This window comes from Rhodoferax sp. TS-BS-61-7, from assembly GCF_002943465.1.
Classification (GTDB): domain Bacteria; phylum Pseudomonadota; class Gammaproteobacteria; order Burkholderiales; family Burkholderiaceae_C; genus Allorhodoferax.
Genome location: NZ_PTQY01000001.1, coordinates 676,033 through 688,454, shown reverse-complemented (window position 1 = coordinate 688,454; position 12,422 = coordinate 676,033). Strand labels below are relative to the sequence as shown.

The window sequence follows — 12,422 nt, the reverse complement described above, 5'->3', positions numbered from 1 at the left end:
CTGGAATCATTATGGAAAACGTACAGGCAGCCCTGTGGGTCGTAATGTTGCTGGTGGTGTTGGCACTGCTGTTTGACTTCATGAACGGCTTTCATGATGCCGCCAACTCCATTGCCACGGTCGTCTCCACGGGCGTGCTCAAGCCGGGGCAGGCGGTTTTGTTCGCGGCATTTTTCAACTTCGTTGCCATCTTTGTCTTTCACCTCAGTGTGGCGGCCACCGTGGGCAAGGGCATTGTGCAGCCCGGTGTGGTGGATACCCATGTGGTGTTTGGCGCGCTGGTGGGGGCCATTACCTGGAACGTGATTACCTGGTACTACGGCATTCCCAGCAGTTCTTCACACGCCCTGATTGGCGGTATTGTGGGGGCCGTTATTGCCAAGGCAGGCGCAGGGGCCCTGGTGTCCAGCGGCATCATCAAGACGGTTGCCTTCATTTTTGTGTCACCTTTGCTGGGCTTTACCCTGGGCTCGGTCATGATGGTGATCGTGGCGTGGGTGTTCCGCCGGTCGCGGCCGTCCCGGGTGGACAAATGGTTCCGTCGCCTGCAACTAGTGTCTGCTGGGGCTTATAGCCTGGGCCATGGTGGCAATGACGCACAAAAAACCATTGGCATCATCTGGATGATGTTGATTGCCACCGGTTATGTGGCGGCATCCGATACCGCGCCGCCCACCTGGACCATCGTGTCCTGTTATGCGGCGATTGGTGCTGGCACCATGTTTGGTGGTTGGCGCATTGTGAAGACCATGGGCCAGAAGATCACCAAGCTCAAGCCCGTCGGTGGGTTTTGCGCCGAAACCGGTGGTGCCATGACCCTGTTTTTGGCAACCGCATTGGGGGTTCCCGTGTCGACCACACACACCATCACCGGTGCCATTGTGGGTGTGGGCTCCACCCAGCGCGCCAGCGCCGTGCGCTGGGGCGTGGCGGGCAACATCGTATGGGCCTGGGTGTTGACCATTCCTGCGGCAGCTTTTGTGGCTGCCATTGCGTACTGGGTCAGTCTGCAGATTTTTTAAGCGCAGTGCCTTGGGACAGGCTGCTGGCCTGTTCCATCTGGTACTCAAAGTAGTGCTGGATGCTGAAGGCCAGGCTGGCCATCAGCACCGTGGTTCCCAACATCAGGGCCAGGCCCAAGCCGATGATGGTGACCCAGTTGCTGGTGCCCTCGGCGGCGTCTTCGGGAGCCTGGGGGTTGAACTTCCGGTTCCAGTGCTCGGTGGACATCAGCCCGTAGACGATGGCCGTGAGCGCACACCCGGCCAGCGTAAAACCCAACAAAGGCATCAGCACCCAGCTCCATGGGTCGTCCACCCCAAGTGCGCGGGCACGCAGCACGCCATACCAGCCCAGCAGGGTTGGTAGGGGCAGCAGCAGGCCAAGGGCGTCAAAGCGTCCCAAGAGGTAGCGGCGGTGCAGCCCTAGAGAGCCCAGTAGCAGGGTGAGCCAGACCGCAATGGTTTTGCTCTTCATGCGGCGGTATCCGCTGCGGGGGTGCTGTTGCCGGCACCAATAAAACGCTCCATCAGCACCACATCCAGCCAGCGGTCAAACTTCCAGCCACACGAGGACAGCACACCCACCGACTGGAAGCCACAGCTGCGGTGCACGCCGATGGACCCTTGGTTGGCGGAGTCTCCAATCACCGCGATCAGTTTGCGCACCCCGGCACGTTCGGCTTGCGCCATCAGCTCCTGCAGCAGCAGGCGACCCAGGCCTCGGCCTGCGGCTGCGGGTGCCAGGTAAATCGAGTCTTCAGCCGAGAAACGGTAGGCCGGGCGGGGCTTGAACCAGTTGCAGTAGGCAAATCCGAGGACGCCCGTGTCATCCTCTAGTACCAGGTAGGGGAGTCCCTTGGACAACACATCTGCGCGCCGCGCCGCCATGTCGGTTTCCGTGGGGGGCGTGATCTCGAAAGTCCCGGTGCCGTGGAGCACGTGGTGGGCATAAATGGCGGTCATGGCGCCGACGTCGGCATCGGTGCTGGGGCGAATTTTTGTCATGAAGATGGAAAACGTTATAATGGAGAGCTATTCAGAGTGTCACTGGCCGGGTGGTCAGTTGCGTGTCTCAACTCCGAATTAAATGGCTGATTTATGTCAGTCACCCAAAGGATAAATCATGGTCGTCATTCGACTCGCCCGTGGCGGTGCAAAAGCTCGCCCGTTTTTCAATATTGTTGTGGCTGACAAGCGCACCCGTCGTGACGGCCGCTTCATCGAGCGTATCGGGTTTTACAACCCCATCGCTACCGCCAGCGAAGAAAGCATCCGCATTGCGCAGGATCGCCTGACTTACTGGCAAGGCGTTGGCGCCCAAGCGTCTCCTACCGTGGAACGCCTGATCAACCAAGCCGCTAAAAAAGCTGCTTAATGGTGAAGCTGGAACGCGTGGTCAGTCCGCGGGTTCCAGCATTTTCTGCATACCATGTTGCCCGGTCTTGACGCTGCTGAATTGCCAGCGGACGCCATAGAGGTCGGCCGCATCGCGGATGCCTGGGGCATCAAGGGCTGGTTCAGAGTCCTCCCCTACAGTGCCGACCCGGAAGCACTGTTTTCTTCCAAGCGATGGTTTCTTCTGCCTACCGAAAAAGGTGTCAAAACCTTTGTGGGTACAGCGTCGCTGTCTGTCAAAGAAGCGAAAACGCATTCCGACTCCGTCGTGGCCTGTGCCGAAGGCGTATTGGACCGCAACGCTGCAGAAGCCTTGCGGGGCGCGCGTATTTTTATTTCCCGTTCTAGTTTTCCTGCTGCTGCGGATGACGAGTACTACTGGGTCGACCTCATCGGACTGCAGGTTACCAACCGCCAGGACGAGGCGCTAGGCACAGTGCGTGAACTCCTGTCCACAGGGCCACAAACTGTTTTGGTGATTGAGTATGTGGTGGATGGCAAGGTGCAGGAACGCATGATTCCGTTTGTCTCGGCGTATGTGGATGCGGTGGACATTGCCGCCAAAAACATCCGTGTGGACTGGCTCGCTGACTACTGAGCGGCGTGTGCATGCGCTTTGACGTCATCACGCTGTTTCCTGAGCTGTTTGATCCTTTTCTCAAGGTCGGCATCACGCGCCGTGCTTACGAAACCGGGCAGGTGCAGGTCGAGCTCACCAACCCCCGAGACTTTGCCAGCGGCAACTACCGCCGCGTAGACGATCGCCCCTTCGGCGGCGGCCCAGGCATGGTGATGATGGCCGAACCACTGGAAAAAGCGTTGCTGGCGATACGCGCCAGCCGCAAGGACCAGGCGCCTGTCTTGTTGTTCTCCCCGATTGGCCAAACCCTGAGCCACGCAGCCGTGGAGCGCTGGTCGGCCAGTGAGGGCGCCATCTTGGTCTGTGGCCGCTACGAGGGTATTGATCAGCGTTTTATCGACCGTTATGTCGATGGGCAAATCAGCTTGGGCGACTTTGTGCTGTCGGGTGGTGAGATCGCTGCGATGGCCATGCTGGACGCCATTGCACGCCTGCAGCCCGGTGTGCTGAGTGATGCCGACAGCCACCACCAGGACAGCTTTAACCCCGCATTGGACGGTCTGCTGGACTGTCCGCATTACACCCGGCCCGATACCTGGGCCGAGCAACCTGTGCCTGCCGTGCTGATGTCCGGCCACCATGAGCAGATCGAGCGTTGGCGCCGTCAGCAGCGCCTGGCATTGACCGCGCAACACCGCCCCGATTTGCTGGAGACCGCGCGCCAGCAAGGGCTTTTGGACAAGCGCGACGAACAGTATTTGGCCGAGAAGCCATGAGCTTGTTATAATGGCGGGCTAACCGATCCTCTGCTCGGCCAGGCCACGCTTCTTTGGGAAGTCTGTGGTTGGTACCAATTCCGGTGCCGGCGCTTGCAAGATCACGAAGGAAATCATGAACCTGATCCAAACTCTTGAGCAAGAAGAAATTGCTCGCCTGGGTAAAACCATCCCTGAATTCGCCCCCGGTGACACCGTGGTGGTGAGCGTGAACGTCGTTGAAGGCACCCGCAAGCGCGTGCAGGCTTACGAAGGTGTGGTGATTGCCAAGCGCAATCGCGGCCTGAACAGCGGCTTCATCGTGCGCAAGATCTCCAGCGGCGAAGGCGTGGAACGTACATTCCAGACCTACAGCCCCCTGATCGCCAGCATCGAAGTCAAGCGCCGCGGTGACGTGCGCCGTGCCAAGCTGTACTACCTGCGTGACCGCAGCGGCAAGTCGGCCCGTATCAAGGAAAAGCTGCCAGCGAAGAAAACAGCCGCGTAATCCAACGCACTGTTTTTTGGCAAAAAAGCCGCCCCAGCATCTGCCTGTGGCGGCTTTTTTCATGGTCTGAACGGATTTCATCCTCTTGAGTGGTATTCAGTGAGCAACCCGCCCTTGTTTGACCCGCGTACGGTGCCCGTCGTGGGGCGTGACGTGCACCTGTCGGCAGTGCCTTCCGAGGCACTACAGCCTGCTGCCTTGCGCCGCTATTTTGCGGCGCCGCCAGTGTGGTCGCCGGAGTTGCGGGCCGAGCCGGCCTTCTCCAACCGCACACCGACCCAGGCCTCCGTGCTGGTGCCTTTGGTGATGCGCGACACACTGACTGTTCTGCTGACCCACCGGACCAGCCATTTGTCCAGCCATTCCGGGCAGGTGGCATTTCCTGGTGGCAAGGCGGACCCCGAAGATACCGATGCGGTCGCCACGGCGCTGCGCGAGGCGCAGGAGGAAATTGGTTTGAGTGCCGCACACGTGGAGGTGCTGGGGTCTATGCCCACGTACACCACGGGTAGCGCGTTTGTGGTGACCCCCGTGGTGGCGCTGGTGAGCGCGGCCATGGTGATTGAAGCCAATCCGCACGAAGTGGCCCAGGTGTTTGAAGTGCCGCTGCCGTTTCTGATGAACCCGGCCAACCACCGCCGCCACCGCGTGCAGTGGGAAGGGCAGGAACGGGAATGGTTGTCCATGCCCTACCACGATGGGCAGATGGAGCACTTTATTTGGGGTGCGACGGCGGGCATGCTGCGCAATCTGTACCGTTTCCTGCAGGCGCACTGATTATGATTGCCGCATGAGTTTCATCGCCATCCTTCTCGCGCTCTTGTTGGAGCAAGCCAAGCCGCTGCCGCAGATCAATCCGGTGCACAACGTGGTGCGAAACTGGGTGCGTTGGGTCATGCGCAACTTTGACGCGGGCAAGCCCCAGCATGGCTGGCTGTCCTGGTCGCTGGCGGTCCTCGGCCCCAGCCTGGCAGTGCTCGCAGTGCACTGGCTGCTGGTGTGGCAGTTCGGCTGGGCGCTGGCCGTGGTGTGGAACGTGGCCATCCTGTACGCCACGCTGGGTTTTCGCCAGTTCAGCCACCACTTCACGTTGGTGCGTGATGCTTTGCATGCGGGTGACGAAGCCGCGGCCCGCGAGGCATTGGCGCAGTGGATGCGCATCGACACCAGTGCCTTGCCACGCAGCGAGATGGTGCGCCATGTGATCGAACACTCCGTGCTCAGCGCCCACCGCCATGTGTTTGGGGTGTTCGCCTGGTACTCCTTGCTCACCGCGCTGGGCCTGGGGCCGGCCGGTGCCGTGTTTTACCGGGTGAGCGAGTATGTGGCGGTGTTTGCCAAGCGCACACCACGGCCCGAGGCCGCGCCCGTGAGTGAGGCGGTGCGCAGCCAGGCCCAGCGGGCCTGGGCAGTGATTGACTGGTTGCCCGCACGCGTGACCGCATTGAGTTTTGCCTTCGTGGGTAGTTTTGAGGAGGCAGTGGACAGCTGGCGCCGCCATGAGGCGGTACACCCGTTGGACAACGATGGCGTGGTGTTGGCCGCAACGGCCGGCGCCGTGAATGTGCGCCTGGGTGAGAACGACCCTGCCGCCAGTGGCATGGTGCCAGAGCTGGCCCATTTGCGCGCCGTGGTGGGCCTAGTGTGGCGCACTGTGGTGATGTGGATGGTGTTTCTGGCGCTGCTCTCGCTGGCGCGTCTCATCGGCTGAGACGTCGCCCCCACGCTCCACCGCTACGCGGGTCGCGGCCCCCCGAGGGGGCTAATTTTGGCTTCGCCGCACTACGTGAGCTTTGGGGCGGCCCTGCAGAAAATTGCCACTTCAGTAACGGGTCTGCGAGAGTTCGGCGAACAGGTCGTTATAAATTTTGTAGCGGTTCGCGCTGATTCCATGCGGGACAGCGCCCTCTTGGACCTTGGTTATCACCCCACAACCTGGCTCGTGCAAATGGCTGCAGTTGTAGAACTTGCAGGCCTGCGCATGGGCCTTGATGTCGGGCATCAGGCTGGCCAGGTGCATGGGTTCAATGTGGTTGAGGCCAAACTCCTGAAACCCCGGTGAGTCGATCACGGCCGTGGTTCGGGCCGCGTCCACCCAATACAGGTTGGTGCTGGTGGTGGTGTGTTTGCCGGAGTTCAGCGCGGTGGAGATCTCGTTGGTCAGCACCTGCGCGTTTGGGATCAGCCGGTTGATCAGCGTGCTTTTGCCCGAGCCGGATGGCCCCAGTACCAGCGTTGTCTTGCCCTGCATCAAAGGCATCAGTGCGTCCAGTTCGGTCGCCGTGATGTCCTCCGCCTTGGGTTTGAGGGCGAGCGGGACCACTTGGTAGCCCATGTCGCGGTACACGCCCATGCGTTCCCAGGCTCGACCAAAGGGCTCGGTCAAATCACTTTTGTTGAGCGCGATGATGGGGCGAATCTTCTCGGCCTCGGCGGCAATCAGCGCGCGGCACAGTTGGCTTTCCGAAAACTCGGGTTCGGCGGCGATCAGGATCAGCACCTGGTCCAGGTTGGCGGCAAAGGATTTGGTGCGAATCTCGTCCTGGCGGTAAAACAGGTTGCGGCGCGGTAGCACCTTCTCGATCGTGCCCTCGTCCTGCGTGGCCTGCCACAACACCTGGTCGCCGACAACAGTCTGGCTTTTTTTACCACGCGGGTGGCAGATCAGGCGGCGGCCATCGGGCGTTTCCACCCACACGTGGCGGCCGTGGCCTGCCACGACAATTCCGGGTTCCAGTTGGGGTGCAGCCAAAGCGGGGCCTAGGCGGGTTGCAGCGCGTCAACCAGCGCGGCGCATTCAAAGTCGGAGCGCGACACGCCATGCACATCGTGCGTGTTGAAACGTACGCTGCAGCTGCTGTAGGTGAGTAGCAGTTCGGGGTGGTGGTCCTGCTGTTCCGCGATGTAGGCCACGGCATTCACAAACGCCATGGTCTTGAGGAAGTTGTCGAAGCGGTAGGTCTTCTCGATGGCCACGTCGGCACCGTCGCCATGCAGCTTCCAGCCTTCCACCTTGCTCAGGTTCGCTATGATTTGTGTAGCTGTTAGCGCAGTACGGACGGGGGCTAGAGGCACTTTTTGTTCTGAATCAAGGGTCATATCAGGTTCCTGCAGCAGTGGAGAGCATGCGGCCCAGGCGCTCGGAGGCGGGCGGGTGTGAGTAATAAAACTTCACGTACACCGGGTCGGGCGTGAGTGTGGAGGCATTGTCCTTGTAGAGCTTGAGCAGGGCCGATGACAAATCCGCACCACTGGTGTGGGCGACGGCGTAGGCATCGGCCTCGAACTCGTGTTTGCGCGACAACTGGGCAAACACCGGGCCGACAAAGCTGCCCAACAGCGGCAGCACCATCATGAACAGTAGCAGGGCCAACGCGTCGTTGGCGCCCGTCATGCTGGGCACCACGCCCAGGCCGGTGAAGAACCACACCTGCTGGCTGACCCAGCCCAGCAGCGCAAAACCCAGCAGGCTCAGGCCAAACAGCGACACCATGCGTTTGACGATGTGTTTGTGTTTGAAGTGCCCCAGCTCATGCGCCAGCACGGCGTCCACCTCGGCAGGGCTCAACTGGGCCAGCAGGGTGTCGTAAAACACCACACGTTTGGAGGCGCCAAAGCCGGTGAAGTAGGCATTGGCGTGTGCGCTGCGCTTGCTGCCGTCCATCACGTAAAAGCCTTTGGAGGTGAAACCGCAGCGTGCCATCAGAGCCGACACCCGGTCTTTGAGCGCCGCGTCGTCCAACGGTTTGAACTGGTTGAACAAGGGGGCGATCCAAGTGGGGTAGACCAGCAGCATCAGAAGGTTGAAACCCATCCACACGCCCCAGGTCCAGACCCACCAGTAGGCACCGGTAGCGCCCATCATCCAGACCACCAGGGCGGCAATCGGCAGGCCGATGATGGCCCCCACCAGCGTGGACTTGACGAGGTCCTGCAGCCAGAGTTTGGGCGTGGTTTTGTTGAAGCCAAAGCGCTGCTCCAGCACAAAGGTACGGTACAGCGTGAACGGCAGGTCCAGCACGGAGCCGATGAGCATGAATGCGGCCAGCAAGGCGACTTGCTGCAGCACGCCAGGTTCCATCCACTGCAGCAGCGTCTGGTTGAGCCACGAGAGGCCGCCCAACAGCGTCCAGCCCAACACCACGGCCGTGCCAAACACCAGTTCCAGCAGGCCCAGGCGGCCTTGGGCAATGGTGTAGTCGGCCGCCTTGTGGTGGGCTTCCAGGCTGATCTGGGCCTGGAAGGCGGCGGGCACGGCATCGCGGTGTTGGGCCACGTGGCGCATCTGGCGCGTGGCGAGCCAGAATTTGAGCATGACGCTGGCCACCAAGGCCAGGGCGAAGGCAGCGGTCATCAGCACGGAATAGTTGGTCACGGGGGAAGCATCGGTCATGGCGCGAGAGTTTAGGCCATCGGCGACAATGGCGGCATGGCTGAATCCAACACCCCCACAACCCCTGTATTGGCTAAATCTGACAAAAACTTGGTCTGGCTGGACTGCGAAATGACCGGTCTGGAGCCGGAATCCGACCGCATCATCGAGATCGCTGTCATCGTGACCGACCCGAACCTCGGCAATCGGGTCGAAGGCCCCGTGTTTGTGATCCACCAGACCGACGCGCAACTGGACACCATGGACGCCTGGAACAAGGGCACCCATGGCAAGAGTGGCCTGATCGACAAGGTCAAAGCGTCCACCACCACCGAAGCCGAAGCCGAAGCGGCACTGATTGCCTTCCTGAGCCAATACGTGCCCGCCAACGGCTCGCCCATGTGTGGCAACAGCATTGGCCAAGACCGCCGCTTTCTGGTGAAGTACATGCCCAAGCTGGAGGCCTTCTTCCACTACCGCAACCTGGACGTGAGCACGCTCAAGGAACTGGCCAAGCGCTGGAAGCCCGGTGTGGCCGAGTCGTTCAAGAAGCAGCAAAAACACACGGCGCTGGCCGATGTGCACGAGTCCATCGACGAGTTGGCGCACTACCGAACACACTTTTTGAAATTGGATTAGGTAGAAACCCGAATCCGTGCCATAATCGCAGGCTTCGCTGGTAACGCATGTTGCGGCCAGCGAATTTTGTACATCTCCCTTCATTCACCGGGCTCGCTTTTCCAAGCGATATACGCCCCCAGCACTGAGATCCCCATGGCGGGGCAGAGCAGGTTCCGTTTGATGGTTGATGTTTTTTAACCATTGACGGAGCAGTCGCACAACCTGCGGCGCTCGCGTGTGAGAAAAAATATGACTGACACTTTTGAAGTGACAGGCGAATTCGCGCCTGCCGAAAACATTTCCATGCCTTCCAACACTGTGGAGTCCCTGGGCGAAATCGCCGAGCTGGACGCTGCTGACGCCGTGGAAACCGTCGAAGCCCCCAACGGCTTTGTTGAACTGGGCCTGGCCCCTGAGCTGGTGCAGGCCTGTAAAGACCTGGGCTACACCCAACCCACCGTCGTGCAAAACAAGGCCATTCCTTTGGCCATGGGCTCCGGCGCGACCAAAGACCAGGCGGCCAAATTTATCGACCTGATGGTGTCCAGCCAGACCGGCTCTGGCAAGACTGCTGCCTTCCTGCTGCCCGTGTTGCACACCCTGTTGACCCAAATGGCCCAAGCCGAAGCCGACGAACGCGCCGAGTTTGAGCGCCTGACCGCTGAAGCCCTGGAGAAGGGTGAGCCTGCTCCCAAGCGCGCCAAGCGCAAGGACCCCACCAATATCCGCAATTTCAAGGCCCCTACGCCTGGCGCCCTGATCGTTTGCCCCACCCGCGAACTGGCCCAGCAAGTAGCACACGACGCGATCGACCTGGTGCAACATTGCCGCGGTCTGCGCGTTGCCAACATCGTGGGCGGTATGCCTTACCAGTTGCAAATCGCCAAGCTGCAAAACGCCAACCTCGTGGTGGCTACCCCTGGCCGTCTGCTGGATCTGCAACGCTCCATGCAAATCAAACTGGACCAAGTCCAGTTCCTGGTAGTGGACGAAGCCGACCGTATGTTGGACCTGGGCTTCTCCGATGACCTGGCTGAAATCAACCAGCTGACCATTGGCCGCAAGCAAACCATGATGTTCAGCGCCACGTTTGCTCCCCGCATTCAGCAGCTCGCTGCCCGCGTGATGCGCGAACCCCAGCGCGTGACCATCGACAACCCGCAAGAAAAACACGTCAACATCAAGCAAGTGCTGCACTGGGCTGACAACGCCCAGCACAAGCGCAAGCTGCTGGACCACTGGTTGCGTGATACCGGCATCAACCAAGCCATCATTTTTGCCAGCACCCAGATCGAGTGCGACGGCCTGGCCAACGACCTGCAGCAAGACGGCTTTGACGCCGTGGCCCTGCACGGTGCCCTGAGCCAAGGTCTGCGCAACCGCCGCCTGATGGCGCTGCGCCAAGGCCAGGTGCAATTCCTGGTGGCCACCGATGTCGCGGCCCGTGGTATCGACGTGCCCACCATCACCCACGTGTTCAACTTCGGCCTGCCGATGAAGGCCGAGGACTACACCCACCGCATTGGCCGTACCGGCCGTGCGGGTCGCGATGGCCTGGCCATCACCTTTGCCGAAATGCGCGACCGTCGCAAGATTTTCGACATCGAAGCCTACACACGCCAGCCTATCAAGGCCGAAACGATTCCTGGCCTGGAGCCACAGCAACGTGCTCCTGAGTCACGCCCCAGCTTTGCAGGCCGTGCCAATCCAGGTGGCGGCTTCGGCGGCGACCGTGATCGCAAGTTCAGCAACGGCCCCCGTGAAGGTGGTTTTGGTGGCAACCGCGGCAATGGCGGTGGCTTCGGCGGACGCCCACCAGCCGGTGGCCCCCGTGGTTTCGGTGAAAACTCCCGTGACTTCGGCGGCGCAGCCAAAGAAGGCTTCAGCTACGAACGCAAGGGTGGTTTCAACGACCGTTTTGCCGGCCAGGGCGCTCCCCGTGGTGATGCACGTCCTCCACGTGACTTCCAACCGCGTGGTGACTTCCAAGCCCCCCGTGGCGATTTCGGAGCCCCTCGCGGTGACTTTGGCGCTCCCCGTGGTGACTTCGGTGCGCCGCGCGGCGACTTTGGTGCCCGCAAGCCTGCCTTTGGCAAGCCCACCGGTTTTGCCAAACCCGGCAACGGCGGTAAGGTGTTTGTGCCCCGTGACGCCAAGAAGCGTCCCGCACGCAACGCGGACTAATCTGATCCGGTTCGCCCAGTAAAAAGGCCTCGCAAGAGGCCTTTTTTTCGTCTGGAGATGGGGGCTGGTCAGGCCATGCCGTTGCGGCTGGCCAGCTCTACAAACAGGCCCGCGTGGTCCAGGTCCGCCAGGCCGTGGTCGATGCCCTGGGCGTAGAGTTGCTCAAACAGGGCGGTGATGGGCGCATCAAACCCCACTTCGTTGGCCGTGGCCAGGGCATTGCGCAGGTCCTTGATTTGCACGGTCATGCGCGCACGCGGTGCGAAGTCGCGGTCCACCATGCGCTGGCCGTGTACTTGCAGGATGCGGCTGTCGGCAAAGCCACCGGTGATGGCTTCCTTCACCTTGCCCATATCGGCACCGCCGCGTTCACACAGCAGCAGGGCCTCGGCCACCACGCCAATGGTGGCGCCCACAATCATCTGGTTGGCCAGTTTGGTCAGTTGCCCGGAGCCAATCGGCCCCACATGGGTGGGGCGACCAAACACTTTCAGCACCGGCACGGCGCGTTCAAAGTTGCTGGCCTTGCCACCCACCATGATGGCCAGGGTGCCTTGCTCGGCGCCTACGGTGCCACCCGATACGGGGGCGTCCAGGTAGTCCACGCCCAGTTCGCTCAGGCGGGCTGCATGGTCTTTGGCTTCAATCGGTTTGATGGAGGACATGTCCACCAGCAGGGTTCCGGGCGCAATGCCGGCCGCAGCTCCCAGTTCAAACAGCACATGGCCGACCACGCCGCCGTGGTCTAGCATGAGTATCACCAGCTCGGCATCTTTGACGGCCTGGGCCGGGGTGGTGTGCACTGTGGCGCCCAGGGGGATGAGCTGTTCGGCTTTGTGCCGGGTACGGTTCCAGACGTGAACCGAATGCCCGGCCTCACACAGGCGGCGACCCATGGGCAGGCCCATGAGGCCGATGCCGAGTAATGCTATTTTCATGGTGACTCTTGTGCTCCTCGGCACAAGAATAGCGCCACCCGCCGCAAGGCGGGTGTCAGGGGGTATTC

The 12,422-nt window shown here is 61.1% G+C and carries 15 protein-coding genes; 9 read left to right on the top strand and 6 right to left on the bottom strand.

Features of this window, described 5'->3' with window-relative positions; genetic code table 11:
- Positions 1-11 precede the first annotated feature (11 nt).
- Positions 12-1,022 (top strand): inorganic phosphate transporter, encoded by a 1,011-nt coding sequence (locus tag C5F53_RS03250; protein ID WP_105259871.1) that lies wholly within the window; start codon positions 12-14, stop codon positions 1,020-1,022.
- Here C5F53_RS03250 and C5F53_RS03245 read toward each other — a convergent pair.
- The gene (locus tag C5F53_RS03245; protein WP_105259870.1) at positions 1,003-1,476 is read right to left on the bottom strand and encodes a hypothetical protein; all 474 of its coding nucleotides are present in this window, start codon (positions 1,474-1,476) and stop codon (positions 1,003-1,005) included. The genes C5F53_RS03250 and C5F53_RS03245 overlap by 20 nt on opposite strands.
- Positions 1,473-2,006, bottom strand: a complete 534-nt coding sequence (locus C5F53_RS03240) for a GNAT family N-acetyltransferase (RefSeq protein WP_105259869.1) — start codon at positions 2,004-2,006, stop codon at positions 1,473-1,475. The genes C5F53_RS03245 and C5F53_RS03240 overlap by 4 nt, the downstream gene beginning before the upstream one ends.
- Before the next feature lie 118 nt (positions 2,007-2,124).
- On the opposite strand from C5F53_RS03240, the gene rpsP reads away from it, so the two are divergent.
- The 6 genes from rpsP to C5F53_RS03210 all read left to right on the top strand — a co-directional run bounded on the left by rpsP (position 2,125) and on the right by C5F53_RS03210 (position 5,950).
- On the top strand, positions 2,125-2,376 hold the full coding sequence (gene rpsP / locus C5F53_RS03235; protein WP_105259868.1) for a 30S ribosomal protein S16: 252 nt from the start codon (positions 2,125-2,127) through the stop codon (positions 2,374-2,376).
- A 54-nt stretch (positions 2,377-2,430) separates the two neighbouring features.
- Positions 2,431-2,994, top strand: coding sequence for a ribosome maturation factor RimM (gene rimM, locus C5F53_RS03230; protein WP_105259867.1), 564 nt, complete (start codon positions 2,431-2,433; stop codon positions 2,992-2,994).
- An 11-nt stretch (positions 2,995-3,005) separates the two neighbouring features.
- On the top strand, positions 3,006-3,752 hold the full coding sequence (gene trmD, locus C5F53_RS03225) for a tRNA (guanosine(37)-N1)-methyltransferase TrmD (protein WP_105259866.1): 747 nt from the start codon (positions 3,006-3,008) through the stop codon (positions 3,750-3,752).
- 115 nt (positions 3,753-3,867) lie between these two features.
- Positions 3,868-4,239: a 50S ribosomal protein L19 gene (gene rplS / locus C5F53_RS03220; RefSeq protein WP_105260385.1), complete on the top strand. Its 372-nt coding sequence runs from the start codon at positions 3,868-3,870 to the stop codon at positions 4,237-4,239.
- A gap of 99 nt (positions 4,240-4,338) precedes the next feature.
- Positions 4,339-5,016 carry a CoA pyrophosphatase gene (locus tag C5F53_RS03215; protein WP_105259865.1) on the top strand — a complete coding sequence of 226 codons (678 nt, stop codon included), beginning with the start codon at positions 4,339-4,341 and terminating at the stop codon, positions 5,014-5,016.
- Between the two features lie 13 nt (positions 5,017-5,029).
- Positions 5,030-5,950, top strand: coding sequence for a cobalamin biosynthesis protein (locus C5F53_RS03210; RefSeq protein ID WP_105259864.1), 921 nt, complete (start codon positions 5,030-5,032; stop codon positions 5,948-5,950).
- Between the two features lie 111 nt (positions 5,951-6,061).
- Here C5F53_RS03210 and rsgA read toward each other — a convergent pair whose 3' ends face one another.
- The 3 genes from rsgA to C5F53_RS03195 are packed head-to-tail and all read right to left on the bottom strand — an operon-like array spanning position 6,062 to position 8,632.
- The gene (rsgA, locus tag C5F53_RS03205; protein ID WP_236635188.1) at positions 6,062-6,991 is read right to left on the bottom strand and encodes a ribosome small subunit-dependent GTPase A; all 930 of its coding nucleotides are present in this window, start codon (positions 6,989-6,991) and stop codon (positions 6,062-6,064) included.
- An 8-nt stretch (positions 6,992-6,999) separates the two neighbouring features.
- The gene (locus tag C5F53_RS03200) at positions 7,000-7,338 is read right to left on the bottom strand and encodes a 4a-hydroxytetrahydrobiopterin dehydratase (RefSeq protein ID WP_105259863.1); all 339 of its coding nucleotides are present in this window, start codon (positions 7,336-7,338) and stop codon (positions 7,000-7,002) included.
- A 1-nt stretch (position 7,339) separates the two neighbouring features.
- Entirely contained in the window at positions 7,340-8,632 is a 1,293-nt protein-coding gene (locus tag C5F53_RS03195) for a M48 family metallopeptidase (RefSeq protein ID WP_105259862.1), read from the bottom strand.
- 36 nt (positions 8,633-8,668) lie between these two features.
- On the opposite strand from C5F53_RS03195, the gene orn reads away from it, so the two are divergent.
- Positions 8,669-9,250: an oligoribonuclease gene (orn, locus tag C5F53_RS03190; protein WP_105259861.1), complete on the top strand. Its 582-nt coding sequence runs from the start codon at positions 8,669-8,671 to the stop codon at positions 9,248-9,250.
- Between the two features lie 231 nt (positions 9,251-9,481).
- Positions 9,482-11,416 (top strand): DEAD/DEAH box helicase, encoded by a 1,935-nt coding sequence (locus tag C5F53_RS03185; protein WP_105260383.1) that lies wholly within the window; start codon positions 9,482-9,484, stop codon positions 11,414-11,416.
- Between the two features lie 68 nt (positions 11,417-11,484).
- Here the strand turns inward: C5F53_RS03185 and C5F53_RS03180 are convergent, their stop codons facing one another.
- Positions 11,485-12,354, bottom strand: a complete 870-nt coding sequence (locus C5F53_RS03180; protein WP_105259860.1) for an NAD(P)-dependent oxidoreductase — start codon at positions 12,352-12,354, stop codon at positions 11,485-11,487.
- Positions 12,355-12,422: the final 68 nt, after the last annotated feature.